Origin of the sequence: uncultured Roseovarius sp., assembly GCF_947489715.1 — a bacterium.
GTDB lineage: Bacteria > Pseudomonadota > Alphaproteobacteria > Rhodobacterales > Rhodobacteraceae > Roseovarius.
In genome coordinates this window covers 174,246-197,380 of record NZ_CANLER010000008.1, presented here as the reverse complement: position 1 = coordinate 197,380, position 23,135 = coordinate 174,246, and the positions used below count along the sequence as shown (strand labels likewise).

21 protein-coding genes are annotated in these 23,135 nt (G+C 54.4%); 5 read left to right on the top strand and 16 right to left on the bottom strand.

The features are described 5' to 3' along the window. Positions 1–3 precede the first annotated feature (3 nt). The 4 genes from Q1B27_RS18840 (at position 4) to Q1B27_RS18825 (ending at position 2,897) form a co-directional block, all read left to right on the top strand. Positions 4–1,353: a selenium-binding family protein gene (locus Q1B27_RS18840; protein WP_299849873.1), complete on the top strand. Its 1,350-nt coding sequence runs from the start codon at positions 4–6 to the stop codon at positions 1,351–1,353. Next, positions 1,350–1,715 (top strand): 2Fe-2S iron-sulfur cluster-binding protein, encoded by a 366-nt coding sequence (locus Q1B27_RS18835; RefSeq protein ID WP_299849871.1) that lies wholly within the window; start codon positions 1,350–1,352, stop codon positions 1,713–1,715. Before Q1B27_RS18840 ends, Q1B27_RS18835 begins: the two co-directional genes overlap by 4 nt. A gap of 3 nt (positions 1,716–1,718) precedes the next feature. Further along, positions 1,719–2,183 carry a CoA-binding protein gene (locus Q1B27_RS18830; RefSeq protein WP_299849869.1) on the top strand — a complete coding sequence of 155 codons (465 nt, stop codon included), beginning with the start codon at positions 1,719–1,721 and terminating at the stop codon, positions 2,181–2,183. 75 nt (positions 2,184–2,258) lie between these two features. Then, a complete protein-coding gene (locus tag Q1B27_RS18825; protein WP_299849867.1) occupies positions 2,259–2,897 on the top strand; it encodes a glutathione S-transferase family protein in 639 nt (212 codons plus the stop codon). 195 nt (positions 2,898–3,092) lie between these two features. On the opposite strand, the gene Q1B27_RS18820 is transcribed toward Q1B27_RS18825, so the two are convergent. From Q1B27_RS18820 to Q1B27_RS18800, 5 genes are all read right to left on the bottom strand, one after another. Then, positions 3,093–3,917 (bottom strand): ABC transporter permease, encoded by an 825-nt coding sequence (locus Q1B27_RS18820; RefSeq protein WP_299849865.1) that lies wholly within the window; start codon positions 3,915–3,917, stop codon positions 3,093–3,095. Further along, positions 3,917–4,786, bottom strand: coding sequence for an ABC transporter permease (locus Q1B27_RS18815; RefSeq protein WP_299850003.1), 870 nt, complete (start codon positions 4,784–4,786; stop codon positions 3,917–3,919). The genes Q1B27_RS18820 and Q1B27_RS18815 overlap by 1 nt, the downstream gene beginning before the upstream one ends. Before the next feature lie 11 nt (positions 4,787–4,797). Then, complete coding sequence (locus Q1B27_RS18810; RefSeq protein ID WP_299849863.1) at positions 4,798–5,892, bottom strand: ABC transporter ATP-binding protein; 1,095 nt, start codon at positions 5,890–5,892, stop codon at positions 4,798–4,800. A 65-nt stretch (positions 5,893–5,957) separates the two neighbouring features. After that, positions 5,958–6,998 carry an ABC transporter substrate-binding protein gene (locus tag Q1B27_RS18805; protein ID WP_299849861.1) on the bottom strand — a complete coding sequence of 347 codons (1,041 nt, stop codon included), beginning with the start codon at positions 6,996–6,998 and terminating at the stop codon, positions 5,958–5,960. Positions 6,999–7,097: 99 nt separating this feature from the next. Beyond that, positions 7,098–8,441, bottom strand: coding sequence for an FAD-binding oxidoreductase (locus Q1B27_RS18800; RefSeq protein WP_299849859.1), 1,344 nt, complete (start codon positions 8,439–8,441; stop codon positions 7,098–7,100). Between the two features lie 154 nt (positions 8,442–8,595). On the opposite strand from Q1B27_RS18800, the gene Q1B27_RS18795 reads away from it, so the two are divergent. Continuing rightward, on the top strand, positions 8,596–9,495 hold the full coding sequence (locus tag Q1B27_RS18795) for a LysR substrate-binding domain-containing protein (protein ID WP_299849857.1): 900 nt from the start codon (positions 8,596–8,598) through the stop codon (positions 9,493–9,495). A 154-nt stretch (positions 9,496–9,649) separates the two neighbouring features. Here the strand turns inward: Q1B27_RS18795 and ugpC are convergent, their stop codons facing one another. The 11 genes from ugpC to acs form a co-directional block, all read right to left on the bottom strand. Next, positions 9,650–10,705 (bottom strand): sn-glycerol-3-phosphate ABC transporter ATP-binding protein UgpC, encoded by a 1,056-nt coding sequence (ugpC, locus tag Q1B27_RS18790; protein WP_299849855.1) that lies wholly within the window; start codon positions 10,703–10,705, stop codon positions 9,650–9,652. Between the two features lie 3 nt (positions 10,706–10,708). After that, positions 10,709–11,545: a sn-glycerol-3-phosphate ABC transporter permease UgpE gene (ugpE, locus tag Q1B27_RS18785; protein WP_299850001.1), complete on the bottom strand. Its 837-nt coding sequence runs from the start codon at positions 11,543–11,545 to the stop codon at positions 10,709–10,711. A gap of 20 nt (positions 11,546–11,565) precedes the next feature. Then, on the bottom strand, positions 11,566–12,447 hold the full coding sequence (gene ugpA / locus Q1B27_RS18780) for a sn-glycerol-3-phosphate ABC transporter permease UgpA (RefSeq protein ID WP_299849853.1): 882 nt from the start codon (positions 12,445–12,447) through the stop codon (positions 11,566–11,568). Between the two features lie 56 nt (positions 12,448–12,503). Continuing rightward, the gene (gene ugpB, locus Q1B27_RS18775) at positions 12,504–13,817 is read right to left on the bottom strand and encodes a sn-glycerol-3-phosphate ABC transporter substrate-binding protein UgpB (protein ID WP_299849851.1); all 1,314 of its coding nucleotides are present in this window, start codon (positions 13,815–13,817) and stop codon (positions 12,504–12,506) included. A 421-nt stretch (positions 13,818–14,238) separates the two neighbouring features. After that, complete coding sequence (locus Q1B27_RS18770; RefSeq protein ID WP_299849849.1) at positions 14,239–15,636, bottom strand: exonuclease domain-containing protein; 1,398 nt, start codon at positions 15,634–15,636, stop codon at positions 14,239–14,241. A gap of 1 nt (position 15,637) precedes the next feature. Then, positions 15,638–16,159, bottom strand: coding sequence for a hypothetical protein (locus Q1B27_RS18765; protein WP_299849847.1), 522 nt, complete (start codon positions 16,157–16,159; stop codon positions 15,638–15,640). Positions 16,160–16,189: 30 nt separating this feature from the next. Continuing rightward, positions 16,190–18,016 (bottom strand): DUF294 nucleotidyltransferase-like domain-containing protein, encoded by a 1,827-nt coding sequence (locus tag Q1B27_RS18760; RefSeq protein WP_299849845.1) that lies wholly within the window; start codon positions 18,014–18,016, stop codon positions 16,190–16,192. Between the two features lie 59 nt (positions 18,017–18,075). After that, entirely contained in the window at positions 18,076–19,875 is a 1,800-nt protein-coding gene (locus Q1B27_RS18755) for a sodium:solute symporter family protein (RefSeq protein WP_299849843.1), read from the bottom strand. 4 nt (positions 19,876–19,879) lie between these two features. After that, complete coding sequence (locus Q1B27_RS18750) at positions 19,880–20,161, bottom strand: DUF4212 domain-containing protein (RefSeq protein ID WP_299849841.1); 282 nt, start codon at positions 20,159–20,161, stop codon at positions 19,880–19,882. A 48-nt stretch (positions 20,162–20,209) separates the two neighbouring features. Continuing rightward, positions 20,210–20,896, bottom strand: coding sequence for an adenylate kinase (locus Q1B27_RS18745; protein ID WP_299849839.1), 687 nt, complete (start codon positions 20,894–20,896; stop codon positions 20,210–20,212). Further along, positions 20,896–22,875: an acetate--CoA ligase gene (acs, locus tag Q1B27_RS18740; RefSeq protein ID WP_299849837.1), complete on the bottom strand. Its 1,980-nt coding sequence runs from the start codon at positions 22,873–22,875 to the stop codon at positions 20,896–20,898. Before acs ends, Q1B27_RS18745 begins: the two co-directional genes overlap by 1 nt. Between the last annotated feature and the right edge of the window lie 260 nt (positions 22,876–23,135).

Here is a 23,135-nt window from a genome sequence, read left to right as displayed (position 1 = left end):
GACATGGAATGTTGCGGACCGGGTTATGCATCACCAGCGGAGGCTATCGAGGCTCCGCGCGAAAAACTGCTTTACACGATTGCGATCTATACCGGGACCGGTATTCAGAAACCGGATTATTTGGCGACGGTCGATGTCGACCCCGAGAGTCCGACCTATTCCCAGGTCATTCATCGGCTTGAGATGCCGGGGATCGGGGACGAGCTGCATCATATGGGCTGGAATGCCTGTTCGTCGTGTTTTGACGATGGCAGTATGAGTCGAAAATATCTGATACTGCCGGGGGTTCGGTCAAACAATCTGCACATCGTCGACACCGCCACCGACCCGCGCGCGCCGCGCCTGCACAAGGTGATCGACGGGGCCGAGATCAAGTCAAAGGTGGATCTCAGCGGCCCGCATACGGTGCATTGCTTGGGTTCTGAAATCATAATTTCCTTCCTCGGCGATGCCAAGGGTGAGGCTCCGGGTGGCTATCTGCATCTCAACAAGGATTTCGAGATCGTTGGCCGCTGGGAAAACTCGATGGGCGACATCAAGTTCGGTTATGATTTCTGGTACCAACCGCGTCACAATATCATGGTTAGCAGCGAATGGGCCGCGCCCAACACGTTTATGCCAGGCTTCGATTTGGAAGAAGTCGGACACCTGAAATATGGTCGAGAGCTGCATTTCTGGGACTTTGAAAAGCGTGAGCCAATTGAGACAATTTATCTGGGTGAGGATGGTCTGATCCCGCTAGAGGTGAAATTCCACCATGACCCCGACAGCACGCATGGTTTCTGTGGCGCGGCGCTCAGCTCAAATGTCATTCATTGGTGGAAAGATGAGGCCGGAAAATGGCAGTGGGAAAAGATCATTGACGTGGCGAACGAGCCGCATCCCGAATGGCCGATACCGGTGCCGGGCGTGATGTCGGCCATCTTGATCTCGATGGATGACAGATACCTCTATCTCAACAACTGGCTGCACGGCGACATGCGCCAATACGACATCAGCGACCCGCATAACCCCAAGCTTACCGGTCAGGTCTGGATGGGGGGGCTTTTGGGCAAAGCCACACATGTCAACGGCGTCAAAATGGCTGGCGGTCCGCAAATGTTCCAGCTCTCGCTTGACGGTAAGCGACTATATGTGACGACCTCTCTGTTTTCCACTTGGGACAATCAATTCTACCCCGAAATCCGTGAACGGGGTGGCGTGATGTTGATGATTGATTGTGATCCGGTTAACGGCGGGATGGTGTTGAACCCCGACTTCATCGTTGATTTCGGCAAGGAACCAAACGGGCCCAGCCGCTGCCACGAGGCGCGTTATCCCGGTGGCGATTGCACTAGCGATATCTGGTTATGAGGACGCACACGGTCACCATCGCCAACCGCGACAATGCTGCTTATGAGGTCGATACTCGTCGTCCGCTGCTGGAAAGTTTGCGAGATCAGGGTGTCGATCTGCCCTATGGCTGCAAGTATGGTGGCTGCATCACCTGTGCGGCAAAGCTGAAGTCCGGCAAGGTGGACCAACGACGCCAGGTCGCGCTTAATAACCGGCAAATCGCGGAGGGATATGTCATTCTCTGCGTGGCGCGCGCCACGAGCGACATTACCATTGAAATTGGTGTCGAAAGCCATGACAGGCTTTATCGCAATCCGTTCCTTGACCCCTTGAAGCCCCACGAGCTGAAAGCGGACATCGCCACGCCTAAGGAGGTTTGACCAATGCCTGCCGCTGCAATGGATGAACTTTACGATTACGACCCGAAATATCTGGCCGATATACTGAAATCAGTGAAATCCATCGCTATGGTGGGTGCCAGTGCCGACAAGACCAAGTTCAGCTATGGCGTGCTGCGCGTGTTGCACGAAACGGGCTATGACATGATCCCGGTCAATCCGAACCCAAAGATTACCGAAATCCGTGGCATCAAAGTCTATCATTCTCTGGCTGAGATTGACCGTCCTGTTGACATGGTCGAAGTGTTCCGCCCTAAAGAAGAGCTTTATGGCTTCGCTGAACAGGCCATAGAGATCGGAGCAAAGGTGCTCTGGGGTCAGATTGGCGTTTACGACGACAAAGCCGCGAGGCTGGCCGAAGGCGCTGGGTTGCAAGTCGTAATGAACCGCTGTCCGAAAATTGAACTCTTCAGACCCTTCTGGAAGCCGAGATTAGACTTGGGAATTTAATAGAACCGTCGAAAATCGGTGGTATGGCGGTATGGTGACACAGACCATGCCTGACCGAACTGGAGGTAGGTTTGCATGTATAAACTCTTCTACACACTCAAAAGCGCCTCCATGGGTGTACGTGTCCTTCTAGAAGAAATCGGCGCGCCGTATGAGCTGCTTGAAACCTCTGTCGAAAGTGACAAGCCCCGTCCGTCTGAACAACTCGCTATCAATCCCAACGGTTGGGTGCCGGTGCTGACATGGGAAGGAGGAACCATGTATGAGTGCGCGGCGATTACGATGTTTCTATGTGACCGTCACCCCGAGGCAGGTCTCGCACCTTCAATAGATGACCCGGCCCGCGCGCTTTATCTGCAGACGCTCGTGTATTTTTCCAATTCGGTTCAGAATGCCTATCAACTTACCTACTACCCGGATCGCTTTGCTGACACGCCGGCGGATGAACCAAGCGCGCAAAGACGTGGTGTTCGGCGACTCAGGGAGACCTGGCAGGTCATTGACGATCAAATTTGCGACAATGAATGGGTGTTGGGAAATAGATTCAGCGCCGCCGATATCTACCTTTTCATGCTGACCACCTGGTTGCGCAAGGCCAGAGGTCATTCAGTCATCAATGAATTCCCTAACGTCAAACGCATTGCAGATTTGGTTGTAAAACGTCCAAGTGTTCAGTTTGTCTACCAACCGTGGATCGAAAATCCTGAATACTGAAAAAATTGGTTGGATGGCCTGCAAACCGTCAATTTCGGTCCGATCGCAATAGACGCTGTGAAACGTCCTTGGCGGTTCTGTCACCCTTCGCACTACACAAGACTATTGCTCGTATCTGGTGTCAAATCCTAAGTTCCGGCTAGATTATGTAAGGTGAACCCCGTCGCGACAATGATGATTTTACACTTAAGAAAATCACTTTCTGGAATTGCCGCGTCCAAAAATTTGTGCCAGCGCCATCATCAATGTTGTCACTACGATCATCAACGTCGAGATTGACGCAATGGTCGGATCAATCTGGTCGCGCAACGCATTGAACATATTGCGCGTGAGCGTTGGGTTATCACCACCTGAAATAAACATGGCGACGACCACTTCATCGAATGAAGTCAGAAACGACAAGAGCGCACTTGTGACAACCGCAAAGCGGATTTGAGGCAGTGTGATTGTTAAAAACGCCTTCCATCGCGGAGCTCCAAGAGACCTCGCAGCGTTCTCCTGATTCATATCGTAACTTTTGAGCGCGGAACCAGTGACAATCAATACGAGTGGTATTGCCAACATGGTATGAGCCAGCACTAGCCCGGTCATGGTATATAGTATCTTTAGTTTGACATAGGCGTAGAAGGCACCGATTGCCACCAGCACGACAGGCACCATCATCGGGGTGATCAAAAGGACGAAAGCCGCCCGGATATAAGGCAGTTTCGATGCATGTAACCCGTAGGCTGCGATTACGCCAACAGGCGTAGCAACCAGCATCGTCAGAACCGCTGCCGCGAAAGACGTACGTGTGGCGCGCATCCATTCTTCCGAGCCAAAATAGTGGCCATACCAGCGGGTTGACCATGTTTCAGGGGGGAATTCGAGATACTGCGAATCCGAAAACGACATTGGAATGACGATCAACGTGGGTGTCACCAGCAGCAGCATGGTGATCCCCGCAAATATATAAAGCCAGAGCCGCTGGCCATGGGTAACTTGCGTTTCCGAAGCGGGGCTGCGCAGCCATTTCAACATCAGTGACCGCCCCCCGTCATCTGTTCGAGTTTCAGAAAGCGGGAGGCCAGCCAAAGGACCGCCACCGTTAATATCAGCAAGACCACGCCAAGCGCGCTGGCCGCACCCCAGTTCACGAAAAGCTCGATGTTGGAGACGATTTTCATAGACACCATGATGACCTTGCCACCGCCCAAGACCGCAGGGGTAACAAAAAAGCCGAGGCAAAGGACGAAAACCATAAGTGCACCAGCGAAGAGGCCGGGTGTCGACAGTGGAAAGAATACCGTCCAGAAAGCCCGCGCAGGGCTTGCGCCCATATTGGCAGCAGCCTTCAGATAGTCGCGATCAATCGCCTTCATGGCGCCGTATGTGGGTAAGACCAGAAAGGGCAACATGATATGTACCATCCCGATCAGCGTCCCGTTGAGGTTATGGACAATCTTGATCGGTTCATCCCAGAGACCCAGCGAAATGGCCCATTTGTTCACAAGGCCGTTTTTTTGAAGCAGCACCAGCCATGCGTAGGTACGTACCAGAAGCGACGTCCAGAAAGGTAAGAGCACGGTGATTAAGCATAGGTTGGCGATGCGATTGGGCAATTGCGACATGAAATAAGCAAGCGGATAGCCGATCAGGATGCACAGGCCCGTGGTTAGCAGACTGACTTCGAATGTCGTCAGGAAGATACGCCCATAGGATTTACGCTTGATCATGCGTTCGTAGTTTTCCAACGAAAAGGAGCCATCCGCGCCTATGAACGAGACATAAAATAGCCATCCGACCGGAATGACCAGTATGACTAGCACTAGCAGAATAGCGGGTGAGCTTAGTCCGAACAGTTTCAGTCGTTCCAGCCTTTCATCCCGTTTCAGACCTGCAGCGTTCATATCCGTTGTGGTCACAGCTGCTGCTCCCGGTCCGAAAGGATGACAGTATCGGCACTGTCCAGTCCCAGGCGCACTGTCTCGCCCGGTTTCGGCAGAGAGGTGAATGAGCCGCTTCTAATGGCTCCACGCACGGCCATTTCGGTGCCGTTTTCAAGGGCTGCATAAAGTAGAAAGCTCTCGCCCTGATAGACGACTTCGCTGACCGTGGCGGTAAATTCGTTCACATCTTCGCTGGCCGCATTCTCAAGCAGACGCACACGTTCAGGGCGCATCATAAGCGACAGGTTATTGCCCTCTGGTACAGGTCGTGTGGTTTTTAACACGGTTGTTCCGGCAACAAGTTTTTCGCCGTCGCGCTCGACGTCCAAAAAGGTGGAATCTCCGATAAAATCCGCAACGAACTTGTTTTCCGGCTGGTCGTATAATTGTTGCGGTGTGGCGAGTTGCATGATCCGGCCGAAATTGACTACTGCGATCCGGTCAGACATCGTAAGCGCCTCGCGTTGGTCATGTGTAACGTAGACCGTTGTCATGCCAAGTTTTTCGTGCAGGTGCCGGAGTTCGATTTGCATCCGGTCGCGCAGCTTCTTGTCCAATGCAGATAGCGGTTCATCCATCAGCAGAATTCGGGGTTCGAACACGATGGCACGCGCCAGCGCGACGCGTTGTTTTTGACCGCCTGACAATTGGTCTATCCGCCGTTCGCCATACCCGGACAATTGAACCGTTTCCAGGGCACGTTCAACGCGTTCGGCCGCCTCGGCCTTGGGCACGCGGCGTAGGCGCAGCGGATATCCGACATTGCCAGCCACGGTCATGTGCGGAAAAAGCGCGTAGTTCTGGAAAACCATTCCGACATCACGCAGATGTGGGGGCTTGCGGATCACTTCGTCATTGCCGAACTTCAGGCTACCCCTGTCCGGTCTGGTGAAGCCCGCCAGAACCATCAAAAGCGTTGTCTTGCCCGAGCCGGACGGCCCCAGCAACGTCAGAAACTCGCCACTTTCCACCTCAAGCGATACGTCGTCCAGTGCGAAAACATCCCCATAGGTCTTGGTCACGTCGCGCACGCTAATCGGAAGCGCGTCCTGCTTGGTAATAATCACTTGCCTATCCCCATTGGTCTGCCACGGGCAGCTTTTGCCCGTGGCTCTGTTTTGTCACGGACCGCTTATTCCGTCAGCATTTCCTGATACATTTCAGCCGCGATGGTTTCCCATTTGGCGTACCAGTCCAGCGAAACGGGTACCTGCATCGCCGCGTTCTCTGGCGATGATGGCAGCCCTGCGGCAACTTCGCTGGTTATTTCACCTGTGTCGTAGGCAGCTTTGTTGGTGGGACCATAGGTGATGTATTTGGGAAGATCGTCTTGATATTCAGGTTTGGAAATCTCATTGAGGAATTCCATCGCCACGTCCTTGTTGGGTGCACCTTTGGGCACGGCAAAGCAGTCGTAATCAAGCAGTGCCTGATTGAAGCTGTAGGCGACCTTTGCACCGTCCTTTTTGGCATTGTCGAATCGACCGTTCCAACCAGTTGTCATGTCAACTTCACCGTCTTTCATCAGTTGGGCGTGCTGTGCACCAGACGTCCAGAAAACGTCGATATGTGGCTTGAGTTCGCGAATTTTGTTCAATGCGCGCTCGATCCCTTCTTCCGAACCCAGAACGTCGTAGACATCTTCTGGTGCTACACCATCTGCCATGATCGCCGGCTCAAGCGCACCGGCAACCTTGCCGCGATAGGCACGTTTGCCCGGGAATTTTTCGACGTCAAAAAAATCAGCCCAGCTTTGTGGTCCGTTGTCGCCAAAGGTGTCAGTGTTCCAGGCGTAAACGGTCGAAAACACGTCGCCGCCGACGCAATAATCTGAATACAGTGTTGGATAGAAATTCGACACATCAATCACACCATAGTCCAGAGGCTCTAGTAGACCCTCGGCAGCAGCACGCGCGGCAGAGCCCGATCCGCTGGCGACAATGTCGAGCGTCACCTGGCCGGAACTGACTTGCAACCGAACATCCGACATACCGCCATATGTTTCCTGTTTGACCTCAATACCGGTATTGGAAGCAGCAGGTTCGAACAGAGCTTTGCTTTGTGCCTCTTGATACGAACCACCCCACGATGCGATTGTGACTGACTTGTCGGCTGCTACCGCCGCAGATGCCAAAATACTGGCAGCCACTGCCGTTGCTATCTTAATATTCATTTTTTACTCCTCCACTGATTTGTTGGGCAAATTGGAATTGCGCCCGTTGTCGCCATTTTGTTTTTCCGAACGGGTAGGCGAAGTCCTGTCCGGGGTAGCCTAATTTGTGGATCTTGCCCTTTCATACTGTACGCGGTCGCGCCAACGGTACCAGGCCACAATTGGTGGCAGAAACCAGGGTTTTCCGTTGTAAAGCGGTCGCGTCGGAAAGGGCAGGTCGTCAAACGCTGTCTTGCCTTCCTTGAGGCCCAAAACCTTCTGTCCCACCCGCATGCCCAGATAGCTCGCCATTGAAACTCCGGATCCGCAATATCCCATCGCGTAGTGGATGCCGTCCTGTTCGCCGATATGAGCAAGCTCGTCAAAGGTATATGCCACCGTCCCCATCCAGGAATGCGAAATGCGGACACCGCGTAATTCGGGAAAAATCCTGCACATGTCATTGTGAAGACGCGGGCCGCTTACGCTTGGGTCGGTTTCGCCAGCCGAAACGCGACCGCCAAATAGGATGCGTCTGCGATCCGGCGATGCTCGATAGTAATAGATAACCTTACAGGTATCGCTGGCAATACGGTCTTTGGGGAACAGCCGGTTCACTAGATCAGGTTCCAGCGGTTCGGTCGCGATAACATAACTGCCAATTGGAATTACCCGGCGATGCAGCCAGGGTGTCAGGTTTTCGGTATATCCGTTGGTTGCGACAATTACGTCTCTCGCTTTGATGTGGCCTTTCGTCGTTGTTACGTCATGGCCAATTGAGGTTTTTGTTAAACCAGTCACAGCGCAATGTCCGATTACATTTGCGCCCGCATCTACAGCACGCTTGAGCAGGCCGTGATGATAGCGCGCCGGATCAAGCGCGGCGTGTTTCGGAAAAACCAAGCCGCCATGATATACGTCTGATCCCAGCTCTGATCTCTGATCATGCCGTGGTACAGGATAAGCTTCGATACCTTCTTCTCGGGTCAGGTACTCTGCATCGCGCGTCAAAAGCTCGTAGCTTTGAGCGTTGTGCGCTGCATGAAAACGTCCGACCCGCCGGAAATCACACTCGATACCTTCGCCTGAAATCCGCTCTTCAATCCAGTCAAGTGCCGCCTCGCCTTCGCGACGAATATCAATAGCAGTCTTGTTACCGAATTTGGCAGAAAGCTTCTGTCGTGATGGTTTGATGCTAGTGCTGATCTGGCCGCCATTTCGCGTGCTGCATCCCCAACCTGGCATTTGTGCGTCCAAAACGAGGGTAGACCGACCAGCGCGCGCGGTTTCAATGGCAGCGTTCAACCCAGTATAGCCCGATCCGACAATCACGACATCAATGGCTTTGGGCAATTGCCTGGAGAAATCCTGGACTTCAGGATATCCATCCAACCAATACGAGCTGTCCTTCCAGTTGTCAGCCCAGATAGAACTCTTGCGTTCATTCTTAGAGTGAACGGTCAATTCGACCCCTTCCTGGCTCACGTACCCAGACAGGCACTCGACCCCAGGGTATCTAAATTTTCGCACTATTGGACGGTAATAAAGTGAGTTGAATTAAGCAATTTAATATAGATAATATTTGTATTCGAAAAATTTATAGAGTTGAGGAGTGTAGATGAGGTTGAAGTTGCGACATCTTGAGGTGTTCAGTGCCTTGTTTGATGCGGGCTCTGTGTCGCGCGCCGCACAGCGCCTAAATCTTTCACAACCGGCTGTCAGTGTCGCCTTGGGGAACCTTGAGGCTGAATTGGGTTTTCGCCTGTTTCATCGTGATCGCGGCTTCTTTGCGCCCACAAATGAAGCCATCCTTTTGTATGAAGAAGTGCAGCAGGGCATAACGGCGCTGGCACGCGTCGAACAACGCGCGAATGAAATCCGTTCAGGTGCGACTGCCGGTATCAGCGTCGCAACCAACGGTGCAATGTCCTACAATTTCCTGCCGAAGGTTATCGCTGAATTCCAGCGTGACTATCCAGGAACCCATGTCGAGCTACGTGTACACAGTTCACGCAGGATTGCCTCTTGGGTTGGCAGCCGACAGATCGATATCGGTCTTATCGATGCTCCGGTTCCGGTTGCCGGTTTAAGTACCAAGCTGGTTCGCATGGAGTGTGTCTGTATCATGCGCAACGAAGACCCCTTGGCCAAGCTCGATGTGATTACGCCGAAAGATCTGAATGACCGTCCCGTTATTGCTGTAACCGGAGATCACAGTATTGACCGGCAACTTGCCGAAATAATGTCCAATGCTGAAGCGCCTTTAACTTACAACGCTTCAAGTTATTTTTACGCTATCGCCAGAAATCTTGTCGCTGCAGGAGACAGCATTTCGATCATCGATCCCGTGAATGGAAAAGCGCCCCTGGGCGACGGTGTAGTTTGGCGGCCCTTCATGCCAACAATTATTCACGAGCTCGCGATGATAACCAACCGTGGTCAACCTACTGGCATTGCAGCTTCACTTTTCCAAACACGAATTAGCGAAGAGTTGATGCATTATGAGGTTCTTGATTGATCGGTTAAGGAATAAGCCGCTACTGCGTGCTTGTGAAATGCTTTCGGGGGCGTGCAATTCGACCGCCACAACAGTGAACAGTTTCGGTCTCAGATAATATGAATTTCAAAGCCAGTAGTATTGGTTCGTGTTGAAAATGATCTACTCGCTCGGGTCAGATTTCAAGCCGCAATCTGGTGGTTGCGTCAAAAGCATGAGCCATCTCTGGTTGAACCGAAAACCGCATTTCGGTGCCCGTCTGTGAAAGGGTATGTACACCCTGAAGACTAACCGTGAATTCCTCATCGGTCTCGACCAAACGCCCATGAAACAAGGTATTTGCGCCCAAAGGTTCGGTCATCTGTATTTGGGCGTGCAACGGGCCTTCATCATCCTGGCGAAGATGTTCAGGGCGAACGCCAAATTTTACTGGGCCGTCCGGCCCATGAGCTGCAACGATCTCTGTGCTGCCTGAAACGATCTGCTCGTTCACGATCGTTGCATCCAGAATGTTCATCGCCGGGCTGCCGATGAACTGGGCCGCAAACAGCGTGCGCGGGGTTTCGTAGACCTCCAAGGGTGTTCCGATCTGCTCGGCCACGCCACCATTCATCACGATCATCCGGTCGGCCATCGTCATTGCCTCGACCTGATCATGCGTCACATAAAGCGATGTGATGCCAAGCTTGGACTGAAGCTCTTTTATCTCCAGCCGCATCTGTACCCGCAGCTTGGCATCTAGATTGGACAGCGGTTCGTCAAAGAGGAACACCGCTGGTTCCCGTACGATTGCCCGGCCCATCGCCACCCGTTGCCGTTGTCCGCCCGAAAGTTGCCGCGGCTTGCGGTCCAAAAGCGCGTCCAGTTGCAGCAGCCGCGCGGCCTCGTCGACCTTGGCGGTGATTTGATCCTTGGGCAGGCCCGCGATCTTCAACCCGTAACCCATGTTCTGGCGCACCGACATATGCGGATAAAGCGCGTAGTTCTGAAACACCATCGCGATGTCCCGGTCCATCGGCTCTTTGTCATTGGCGCGGTCGCCACCGATCAGGATGCCGCCCGCGCTAACGGTTTCAAGGCCCGCGACCATGCGCAACAGGGTGGATTTGCCGCAGCCCGACGGGCCCACGATCACAATGAATTCGCCATCTTCGATTTCGACATCGATCCCGTGGATCACATCTGTTGGGCCAAAGCTTTTTTTGACATTGATGAGTGCGACCGTCGCCATGGCTTATTTCTCGCTGTCGACAAGGCCACGGATGAACAGCCTTTGCATTGAAATCACGACGATGACCGGGGGGATCATCGCAAGGATGGACGTGGCCATAATCACCGGCCATTCGGCCACGTCATCGCCCGAGGGGAACATCTGCTTGATGCCCATCACGATCGTGTTCATCTCGGGATCGGTGGTGATCAGAAGCGGCCAGAGATATTGGTTCCAGCCGTAAATGAACAAGATCACAAACAGCGCGGCAACGTTTGTCCGGCTCATTGGGATGACGATGTCGATGAAAAACCTCATCGGTGAGGCGCCATCAACCCGGGCGGCTTCGGCCAGCTCATCCGGGATTGTCAGGAAGAACTGGCGAAAGAGAAAGGTCGCCGTGGCCGAGGCGATCAGCGGGAAAATCAGGCCGGAATAGCTGTTGAGCATGCCAAACCCGGCAACCACCTCAAAGGTGGGGACGATGCGAACCTCAACCGGCAGCATCAGGGTCAGAAAGATCAGCCAGAAAAAAGTGGTTCGACCGGGAAAGCGGAAATAGACGATGGCAAAGGCCGACAGAAGCGAAATGGCGATCTTGCCGACCGCAATGCCGATGGCCATGATCAGGCTATTGAACAGCATCGTCGCGACCGGAACATTGACACCCGAAAACAATGCTGCCGTGTAGTTTTCCCAGAACCTGTCACCGGGCCAGATCGGCATTGGCGGCCTGACGATTTCCGGCTGGCTGACGGTGGAGGCCACAAAAGCCAGCCAGATCGGGAAGAAGATGACCAGCACACCCAGGATCATCAGCACATGGGTCAGCCATAGGCCCGCACCCCGTTTTTCGACCATGCCATGGGTTTCACTGGCCATCAGTAATGCACCCGCTTTTCGATGAACTTGAACTGGATGACGGTCAGCAGTCCGACCACGATCAGAAGAATGACCGATTGCGCCGAGGATGATCCCAGATCCTGCCCGACAAACCCGTCTGAAAACACCTTGTAGACCAGGATTGTCGTGGTTTGCTGCGGCCCGCCAGCAGTGATGGTGTGGATAACGCCGAAGGTTTCGAAAAAGGCATAGACGATGTTGACGACAAGCAGGAAGAAGGTCGTTGGTGACAGCAGCGGCAAAACGATCGTGAAGAACCGCCGCCAGAAGCGGGCGCCGTCTATGGCCGCCGCTTCGATCACCGAACGGGGGACTGACTGAAGGGCGGCGAAGAAGAACAGAAAGTTGTAGCTGATGCGCCCCCAGGCGGATGCGACAACTACAAGCCCCATCGCCTCGCCCCCGTTCAGGACATGGTTCCAGTCATAGCCAAGCTGGCCCAGATACCATGACACCACGCCAACGCGGGTGTTGAACATGAACAGCCAAAGCACGCCTGCTACCGCCGGAGCCACCGCGTAGGGCCAGATCAACAGGGTGCGATAGACCCCGGACCCCTTGATCAGCCGATCCGCCAGCACCGCTAGGAAAAGTGCCGGGATCATCGAGCAGAGCGTGACAAGGATCGAGAACACCGCGGTTGTCAGGAAAGAGGCGCGGTAGAATTTGTCGGTCAGCAGAAATTCGAAATTGCCCAACCCCACGAATTGTGACGACAGTCCGAACGGGTCGGGTATGAACAGCGATTGCCAGATCGCCTGGCCGGCCGGATAGAAAAAGAAAACAGCGGAAATGATCACCTGAGGTGCGATCAGGATCAGTGGCAGTAACCAGCCGCGAAATGTGACGCGTTTTTCCAAAGCATTGCCCCGTCATGCAGCAGGCGGACCCAAGTGACCCGCCTGTCCGATTTGCCTTAGCGGTTGGCGGTCTCGAAACGGCGCAGAAGCGCGTCGCCGCGTTCTTTTGCGCTGTCCATCGCTTCTTGGGCGGTCTTGTCACCCGACCAGATCGCTTCGAGTTCTTCGTCGATGATCCCGCGGATCTGATCGAAGGACCCCAGGCGCAACCCCTTGGAATTGGCGGTGGGTTCATTCATGGTCATCTGAATTACCGCGATATCGGTTCCCGGGTTCTGCTCGTAGAAACCGGCGGCACGGGTGGCGTCGCCTGCCTCAGATGTGATCGGCAGATAGCCGGTATTCTGGTGCCAGGCCGCCTGAACATCCGAGGATGAAAGGTAGCTCAGGAACTGCCCGACACCCTTGTACTCTTCGGCCTCATGACCAGACAGAACCCAAAGCGACGCACCGCCGATGATGGTGTTTTGCGGCGCGTTCCCGACACCTTCCCAATAGGGCAGGGGGCGTACGTCGAAATCAAACTCGGCTTCCGAGCTGATGCCCGCATAGCCTGCGGAACTTTCGGTAAAGAGCGCACATTCGCCCGCGCGGAAATTCGCGCCACCTTCGTTGCGGCGACCGGTGTAGATGAATTTGCCGTCTCTGGCCCATTCCCCCATGGCTGTAAGATGCGCGACCTGCGCTTCGCCATTGAGCATCAGTTCGGTATCAAGACCGGCGAAACCGTTATCCTGCGACGCGAAAGGCACATCGTGATAAGCTGAGAGATTCTCAAGATGAATCCAGCTTTGCCATGCGGTGACCAGCGGGCATTCCTCGCCCCCGGTCTTGAGCTGATTCAGAACCGTGTCGACATTCTGCCAGGTTGAAAGATCGGTATCCGGGTCAACGCCCGCCGCGTGCATCGCGTCGCGATTGACCCATAATACCGGTGTTGAGGAGTTGAACGGGAGCGACAGCATCTGGCCATCCGTGGAAGTGTAATAGCCTTTGACCGCGCCAATATAAGCGTCCGGATCGAAGCTGGCACCACTTTCCGCCATCACCTCGTAGACGGGTCTGACCGCGCCACCGGCCGCCATCATGGTGGCGGTGCCAACCTCGAATACCATAAGGATATGCGGTTGTTCACCGGCCCTGAAGGCCGCGATGCCGGCGTTCAGGGTTTCGGAATAGTTGCCCTTGTGGCTTTCAACGATCACATAGTCGCTTTGGCTGGCATTGAAGTCTTCAACCTGGGCTTTCACAAGCTCTCCGAGGCGACCGGTGAAAGCATGCCAGAACTGGACTTCGGTCTGTGCCCAGGCTGCAAGCGGGCTGAACAAGGTGCCCGTCAGCGCCAGTCCGGCGATCAGTGTTTTTTTCATATTTTCCTCCCTTGCGTTTTTTAACGCTTTAACATTTGTCTGGCGGGGCGCGTGAAACCGCGCAAATTTTGGTGGGTTCAGATACAAAAAACGTTGCATGTGTCCGGGTATAATTCAAGCGTCTAAGGCGTGCAAAAAGTGCTGAAGTCTATCATTGATGGGCCAATTATTTTGAGTCTGACCCCACCTTGAAACAGATTCTTGCCCTCGCGCGCCAGAGGCAATTGTGAAAACTTTTCATCACAGTCCGATGACACTTGGGCGCCAATGAAATTGCCATCAACCAGATCGCTCTTACCCAACTTAACGAGGATCAAGCTGAGATTTGCGCTATGGGGTCTTAAAGAGCGGCAGTCGCGTTGTTTCCGGACATGTGTTTCCGTATCACCGGCCCTTTGGAATTTGGAAAAACAGCCCTTGGTTAAGGTTGAACTTGCAATATCCGGCTGTGTTTTTTGATTTCTGATTTTACTTGCCCATAGGTCTTTAAACCCCTGGCCTCCAGTATTGGCAGCATTGCGATGAAAACCTGTGCGGTAGCAACTGCATCGCCAATCGCTGTGTGGCGCATGTCTTGGGGGATTTCTACCTCCAGCCGGTGGCAAAGCGCATCCAATGTGTGCTCGGCGGAGCCGCCAAACACAACGGCAGATATATGTACCGTGTCGAGGATTGGATGATCAAACTGAATGCCGATCTTACTGGCTTGACGGTGCATGAAGGCCATATCAAACGGCGCATTATGTGCGACGATCACTGCGTTTTCAGAAAATTCATGAAAGGCGCGGCACCCTTCTTCGAACGAAGGTGCTTGCACGACCATCTCATCCGTTATGCGATGCACCTTCGTAGAGCTGGCGGGTATTGGCCGACCGGGATTTATGAATGTCTCGAAAACTTCTCCGGGGACAGTTTTTCCGTTAACGATGCGCACCGCTCCCAGTTGCACAACATCATCTTTGTCGGGGTTCAGCCCGGTCGTTTCGCTGTCAAATACCACAAATGTAAGATCGCGCATCAGGGTGTCGTGAAGGGCGGATGACTGACCTTGTTCCAACAGATCGAAATCATAAACCAATGGGCGTTCGGCATCCGGATCGAGTGATTCAAGCATCAAGGTGTATCCAGCGTTTTCTCCGAAGCTGCGAATATGACCCGAATAAACGGCCCCTGAATGTCCTTTAAGCGTTAGCGCAATGCGTTGGCTTTCTTTCTTCGCCAGTTTCGAAAGGGCATTTTGAACGGCTTCTTTTTCAAGGTAATCAAAAACAGACCCGTTCAGCCGCGCCGGGGCCTCAACTTCCATCAAGGCTGCCGCCTGACCGTCATAGAGAACAATCTGATGGTCTTGGTTCGCAACAATCACTGCAATGGGTATATCTGATAGTATACGCAACAGTTGCTGTCTTTGATGCCGAAGCCGATTGTTTTCTTCTTTACTTGCCCAGGATGCCCCTTGAGACGCCTCTTGCAGTTTTTGCTGGAGCGCTGTTGCCGCTGGTGCCAAATCGCCCAGATACTGTGCTGTGGCCTCATTGAATTCGGCTTCGATATTGGCATGGGCTCGCAGGCGAAGGTCTGCAGCCAGACGCTCGATCGGTTTGCTGACGTTGTCATCAAAAAACAACCAAATAAAAAGCGCTAAACCAGAAAGGCCGAATCCTGAAATGATCGCGCTGGTGACAAAGGCAGACATCGCTTGGGGGTCGCCCAATTGTCGAAACCCGAACCAAAGCGCGGCTAGCGAAACCGCAGTTCCCCCTAAGGCGAGGAGACAGAAGAAGAGAAAAACCCGCAACCGAAGACTAAGGTCTTTCATCTCAGACCTCCGTGCAGGCTGCCTGTAAGATCGGATCTTTTGCCGATATGTCGCGCCATTCGGCATTCTTCACGGCACCGTCAGTATCGAACTGGACTCCGTCAACGATGTCAGCGCGTTTGCTTGATGCGCAGTCAAACAGAACCGGAACCTTCGCAGTGCGGGACCACCGGCCATAAAACACCAGATCGACGATGCGTTGGCCCGGTTGGTTCGGATGGGTGCGCATTGTGGCCTGATCCACAGCAACGAACCTGGTGACGAAAGGTTTGGCATAGGTCCAGGGCCGATAGATTGCCTTTTCCTCGATCTTTTCGGCAACGATCATACCTTTTGGCATGTTGGCTTGGGTGCGTGCGAACCAGCCATATTCGCTGGAAATAGTGGCAAGCAACATCGCGATACCGGCCGAGACTGGCACAAGCCATCCGGGGAGGCGACCCTTGAGTGTTCGGTTGATAGCCCAGACGATAAGTCCCGTGGCAACCCCGGCGACAACCGTTCCGATCAGCTCGAAAAACATTTGTGTTTCCTCCCTCGTTCTATGCCTGAGCTATCCCAGAATACCACGTCCCTGCATAAGCGCAGACTGCATTGTCTTGATTACCACGAAGGCATCCCGCAGATGGCTGCGTTCAAAACCCGATAGTGTTGCTGGTGGCAGAAAATTGTCGGGCGATTTGCCCTGTTTGATCAGTCTTGCCTGATGCTCCAGACGGGTCTGCGCCACCAGATCATAAGCGTCAAGCAAATCCTGCCCTCCGCTTTGGCTGACAAGATCATTTGCCAATGCACCTTCCAGACGCGCGCGCGTGTTGACGGCAATCAATTGTCCTTGCAACGCATACATGCGACCCAGGTCAACTACCGGAACGACGCCGTTCAGCTTTGTGTCAATCGTGTTGCGATGCTCGCCGGAGCGTATCGTGGCAAATCCCCGGAGCAGTCCCAGAGGGGTGGCATGGGTCAGGGCGTTGCTGGCCATATGCGCTGTAAATATCGAGTTGCCCGCCGCAGCCTGCAACGTCTCCGTTCGGAGCCCGTGAAAAAGCGAGGCATCGCCACCAATAGGACGCAGGTCGAACATGACGGACGCCAACATCTGTGCCTCTTTACTGGGTTGGGCGATCCAGCTTTTGAAATAGTCGCGCCAGACCGACAAGGGTTGTCGCCAGCGTAGGTTCGTCGCCATCATGTTGCCCGGGCAATACACGTATCCACAGGCATCCAGCCCATCGCTCACAAATTGTGCGAATGGTTCAAAATACGCCATGGCAGTTTCATTCAGCCCATCTTCGAGGATAAGGCAATTATCCTGATCTGAAACGCCAGTCTGCTCCTGCCGACCCTGCGATCCGCAGGCAAGCCAGAGATAGCGCCCGGGCGGCGGCCCGAATTTTTCCTCGGCCATCCGCAGCAGGCGTCGCGTGACCACATCGGCGATATCCGTGATCATACGAGTGACAGTGTCGTGCCTGTTTCCCGCTGCTACCAGTTGTACCAAAAGGCTTGGAATGCGCTTGGTGACGTCACTCAGCGCTGCAACATCTGCAGCACGCGCCGCCTCTGCCACGAAAATAGCTGTGTTCGAGGCTTGAAATTTGGTCAGGTCGGTTTGTGTGACGATACCGACCAACTGCCCAGATGCAACGATCGGCAAGTGGCCCAGTCTGTATTCCATCATCATGTGCAGCACATCGGATCCGATGGCTGAGGGTGGTAAAACACGGGGGGTCGGTGTCATGATCGTGCTGACCGGCGTGTCATGGGCCAACCCGTCAGCCAATGCCTTTCCGGAAAGATCGCGCACCGTCAAAATCCCAAGCAAAGCTTCGCCGTCGGTGATGCAAAGGCACGAGATATATCGGTCTCGCATCACGCGTGCAGCTTCCAGAATTGAGGTATCTGGGCCGCAGGTGATCGGTGGTGTCACCATTAGTTTGTCGACGCGTAGACTGGTGAGGTCGTTGGATTTGGCAAGCGCCTGCGTAGCAACCGGTCCTGAACGATCAAAGAAGCGCCGATAATCGTCATGTTCGCGGCGCAGGCTTTGAAAAAGATCGGTGGGAATGCAAATTAACCGCGTGTCTTCAACAGTCTTCGCAGACGTGGCCGCCAAACCATTGCGTAAAAGTCCGCGTTCGCCAAAAGAATTCTCACATTCAAGTAGTGAAACGGGGTTACCGTTCTGATCGGTGACCGAAACTTTGCCTTTGAAAATAATATAAAGGCCTTTCAATCTTTCACCAAAAATGTAGACCTCGTTGTCTTTGGCAAGGTCTACCCATTCCGCTCTCTCGGCGATGTCCTTACGCACCTCTTCAGGCAGCACGTTGTATGGGTGCAGATGCGACAGGAATGACAGGCGGTCATCAGACATTGAGGTTCCTCGGCAAAAGGTGTCGGGCTGGCGGCAGTTTTCCCGCCAGCCCGGATGACTTAGTGATCGACAGCTGCACCAGCACCAGCGGGCACCCGAACACTTTCGACCAGATCCTTGATCTCTTGCGGGGTATCCTTGGTCGACATCGACACTGCGTAAGCAACGGCGAAGTTGATGATCGCGCCAACCGCACCGATTGCGGTGGACTGGATGCCAAAGAGCGATCCGTCAACCGTATCCGGGAACGAGTTAGTGCCAGCAACGAAGAACCAGCCCTTGTGCAGGAAGATGTAGATCAGGGTAAAGACCAGACCCGACAGCATGCCCGCAACAGCGCCAACGTTGTTCACGCGCTTCGAGAAGATACCCATCATCAAGGCCGGGAAGATCGATGCCGCTGCCAGACCAAAGGCGAGCGCCACGGTCTGTGCTGCAAATCCCGGAGGATTGAGGCCCAGCCAGGTGGCAACGCCAATCGCCACAGCCATCGCGATCCGGGCGGAAAGAAGCTCGCCCTTTTCCGAGATGCTGGGGTTGATCGCGCCTTTCACGAGGTCATGCGACACCGCCGACGAGATCGCCAGGAGCAGACCCGCCGCCGTGGACAGAGCTGCCGCAAGACCGCCCGCCGCAACCAGACCGATCACCCAGCCCGGCAGATTTGCAATCTCGGGATTGGCAAGCACCAGGATGTCACGGTTGAAGTTGGTCAACTCGTTACCTTCCCAGCCATTTGCAGCAGCTTTTTCAGCCATCGCATCGGACTTATCGTTATAGTATTGGATCTTGCCGTCGCCATTCTTGTCTTCCCAATCCAGAAGACCGGTTTTCTGCCAGGTTTCCATCCAGTCATAACGCTCGTCGCTCTCGATCGTCTGGACCGAAACTGCTTCGCCGTTTGTGCCGTTTGGCCACATCAGCTCCGTGATGTTCAGGCGTGCCATCGCACCCACGGCTGGCGCCGTCAGGTAAAGCAGCGCGATAAAGACCAGCGCCCAACCCGCGGACCAGCGCGCGTCAGACACTTTGGGCACGGTGAAGAAGCGCATGATCACATGGGGCAGGCCCGCCGTCCCGATCATCAGGCTCAGAGTGAAGAGAACCATGTTGAGGTTGTCTTTGTGCGCCTCGGTATAGCTGGCAAAGCCCAAGTCGGTCACGATCTGGTCCAGTTTTTGCAGCAGATACACACTGCCTTCGCCGCCTGTTGTCGTGGTTTCACTGAACAGGCCGAGCGCTGGGATCGGCATGCCCGTTAGTTGCAAAGAGATGAACACCGCCGGAATCGTGTAGGCCATGATCAGAACGACATATTGCGCCACCTGGGTGTAGGTCACGCCCTTCATGCCGCCGAAAACAGCGTAGGCAAAGACAACACAGGCACCGATCAGCAGGCCCGAGGTGTTGGAAATCTCGAGGAACCGGCCAAAAGCCACGCCCACCCCTGTCATCTGACCGATCACATATGTGGTCGAAGCCACAATCAGGCAGATCACAGCGACAAGGCGTGCAGTTGGGGAGTAGAAACGGTCACCGATAAATTCCGACACGGTAAACTTGCCGAATTTGCGCAGATAGGGGGCCAGAAGCAGCGCCAGCAGAACGTAGCCACCGGTCCATCCCATCAGGAAGGACGAGTTATCGTAGCCGGTGAAGGCGATCAGGCCCGCCATCGAGATGAAAGAGGCCGCCGACATCCAGTCCGCCGCCGTTGCCATACCGTTAGTGACAGGGTGAACGCCCCGCCCAGCGGCATAGAATTCCGAGGTCGAACCCGCCCGGGCCCAGACCGCGATGCCGATGTAGAGTGCGAAGGACGCGCCGACAAACAGCAGGTTAAGTGTAAACTGGTCCATCAGATCAGTCCTCCTCTACGCCGAATTCACGGTCGAGTTTGTTCATCCGCCAGGCGTAGAAAAAGATCAGCGCCAGGAAAACGATGATTGAACCTTGCTGTGCAAACCAGAAGCCAAGGTCGGTGCCACCTACTTCGATGCCCGAAATTGCCGGACGCAGCAGAATGCCAAAACCAAAGGACACAACGGCCCAGATGATCAGGCTGACGACGATGATACGGATGTTTGCCGACCAGTAGCCGGCCCCATCCTCGGCCGCCTTGGTATTGAGTGATTGATCTGCCATTTTGGCTCTCCTCCTTATTTGATTGTAGTAATTGCGAATTCGTCTGCGTCAGGCCGCAACATGTTCGACGATGCTGGCCAGTTCGTTGCTGATAGCTTCGATATCGCCCATAGCATCCACGCGTTGGAGCGTGTTTCGTTGGCCGTAGTATTCGATCAGCGGCGCTGTCTGCGCGTGATAGGCATCAAGACGTGCCATGACCGTGGTCGCATTGTCATCCGCCCGTCGTTTCATGTCGTGCGAACCGCAGCCGTCACATCTGCCTGCGATTTTAGTGGGCTTGAATGTGTCGTGATAGCCTTCGCCACAGCCTCCGCAGGTGAAACGACCGGTGATGCGTACCACCATCTTTACGTCATCCACTTCCAAGGATATCGCAGCGTTGATCCGCTGCCCTTGAGCGTCCAACATGTCGTCCAGCGCCTCGGCCTGGGCGGTTGTGCGTGGGAAACCGTCAAGGACCACGCCGTTGATGCAATCAGGTGCGCTCAGCCGATCCCGCAGAATCGAGATCACAATCTCATCGTTTACCAGGCCGCCGGTTTCCATGATCTGCTTGGCTTGCTTGCCAGCATCTGTGCCAGCGGCTACGGCCGCGCGCAAAAGATCTCCGGTCGAGAGTTGAATCAGACCGAACTTTTCTTCTAGCATCCTTGCCTGAGTTCCCTTGCCAGCGCCGGGTGGTCCCAGCAGGATCAGTACAGGCGCGATTTGGGGTGTGTGTCCGCCGTCCATCATACGTCCTTTCTGTTCATGCGGTTTTGGATCAGATCATCGACGACGGCGGGTTCCGCCAGCGTCGACGTGTCGCCCAAAGTTGCGAAGTCGTCCTCGGCGATTTTGCGCAGGATGCGGCGCATGATCTTGCCCGAACGGGTCTTGGGCAGACCCGGCGCCCATTGGATCAGGTCCGGCTTGGCGATCGGGCCAATCTCGGTACGCACCCAGGTTTCAAGTTCTTTGCGAAGCTCTTCGGACGGGCTTTGCCCATTCATTAGCGTGACATAGGCGTAGATGCCCTGACCCTTGATGTCGTGCGGATATCCGACCACTGCCGCCTCAGCCACTTTGGCATGAGCGACCAGCGCGCTTTCGACTTCAGCCGTGCCCATGCGGTGGCCCGAAACGTTGATCACGTCATCGACCCGGCCGGTGATCCAATAATCGCCATCGGCGTCGCGGCGGCATCCGTCACCGGTGAAGTAATAGCCTTGGTAGTCAGAAAAATAGGTCTTTTCGAACCGTTCGTGATCGCCCCAGACGGTGCGCATCTGACCTGGCCAGCTGTCGGCAAGCACCAGCACGCCTTCGGCCTCTGTGGCTGTGATCTCCTCACCTGATTGGGGATCAAGCACCTTGGGAACGATGCCAAAGAATGGTTGCTGAGCCGAACCGGGCTTGAGCGTCGTGGCCCCCGGAAGCGGTGTTAGCAGATGCCCGCCAGTTTCGGTTTGCCACCAGGTGTCGACGATGGGGCAGCGCCCCTTGCCAACAACGGTGTTGTACCAGTTCCAAGCCTCTGGATTGATCGGTTCGCCCACTGTGCCCAGCACTTTGAGATCTGACAGATCGTGGGCTTTGACCGGGTCATCACCCGCCGCCATCAAGGCGCGAATGGCCGTGGGGGCAGTATAGAACTGATTCACTTTATGTTTTTCGCAAACTTCCCAGAAACGCCCGGCATCGGGGTAGGTGGGCACGCCCTCGAACATGATCGTGGTGGCGCCATTGGCCAGCGGCCCGTAGACGATGTAGCTGTGGCCGGTGACCCAGCCCACATCAGCGGTGCACCAGAAGACATCGCCATCATGGTAGTCGAACACCAGCTCATGGGTCATCGCGGCATATGTCAGGTAGCCACCAGAAGTATGTACCACACCCTTTGGCTGACCGGTTGAGCCGGAGGTATAGAGGATAAAGAGCGGGTCTTCGGCATTCATCACCGCGGGGGCGCAATGATCATCCGCCTCAAGCGCCAATTCGTTGTAATCATGGTCGCGATCGGTCCATGTCGTCTGGCCACCAGTGCGTTTGACAACAAGACACTTAACATCGTCTTTGCAGTGCAGCAGCGCGGCGTCGGTGTTCGATTTGAGTGCGGTTTTTCGACCACCGCGAGGAGCCTCGTCGGCGGTGATCACTAGCTTGGCGTCGCAGCCGTTGATCCGCGCGCCCAGTGCATCGGGCGAAAAACCTGCGAAAACGATCGAATGAATGGCACCGATACGCGCGCAGGCCAGCATCGCATAGGCAGCCTCTGGGATCATCGGTAGATAGATGACAACGCGGTCACCCTTGCGAACGCCCAGGCTTTCGAAGACGTTTGCCATCTTACAAGTATTGCGATGCAACTCTTTGTAGGTGATGTGCAGCGCCTTATCGTTGGGGTCGTCCGGCTCCCATATGATGGCTGTCTGTTCGCCGCGGGTCTCTAGGTGACGGTCGACGCAGTTGGCCGAGACGTTAAGCTCACCATCTGCGAACCAGTTAATGGACACGTGCCCCAAGTCAAAGTTGACGTCCTTGACCTTGGTGTAGGGCTTTAGCCAGTCCAGCCTCTGGCCTTGCTTGCCCCAGAAGTCTTCCGGATCCGAAACGGATTCCTCATACATTTTTTTATATTGATCGGCATTCACATGAGGGGTGCGGGCACCCGCGCGGTCTGCCTTCTGTGTATTTTCTTTGTCTTCGAAATCATTTGGAACGGTGTCCATGCTTTCCTCCTCAAGATTGCACCGGAGGGGATGAAACAAATAAAAAAATGAAAATCGCTAACGCCCCTGTCGTAAATATGTTTAATCAAAAAACAGAAAATAAAGAATTATCTTTCTGTAATTAAATGTTAATTTTGTAAATTAATTAACTTACAAACTTAAATATTGTAAATTTATGACCTGCTGGATTGAAAAACGCAAACAATCTCAGTGCTTTGGAGGTCAACCATTGGGCGAGTTTTGGAACGTTGGAATGAAAA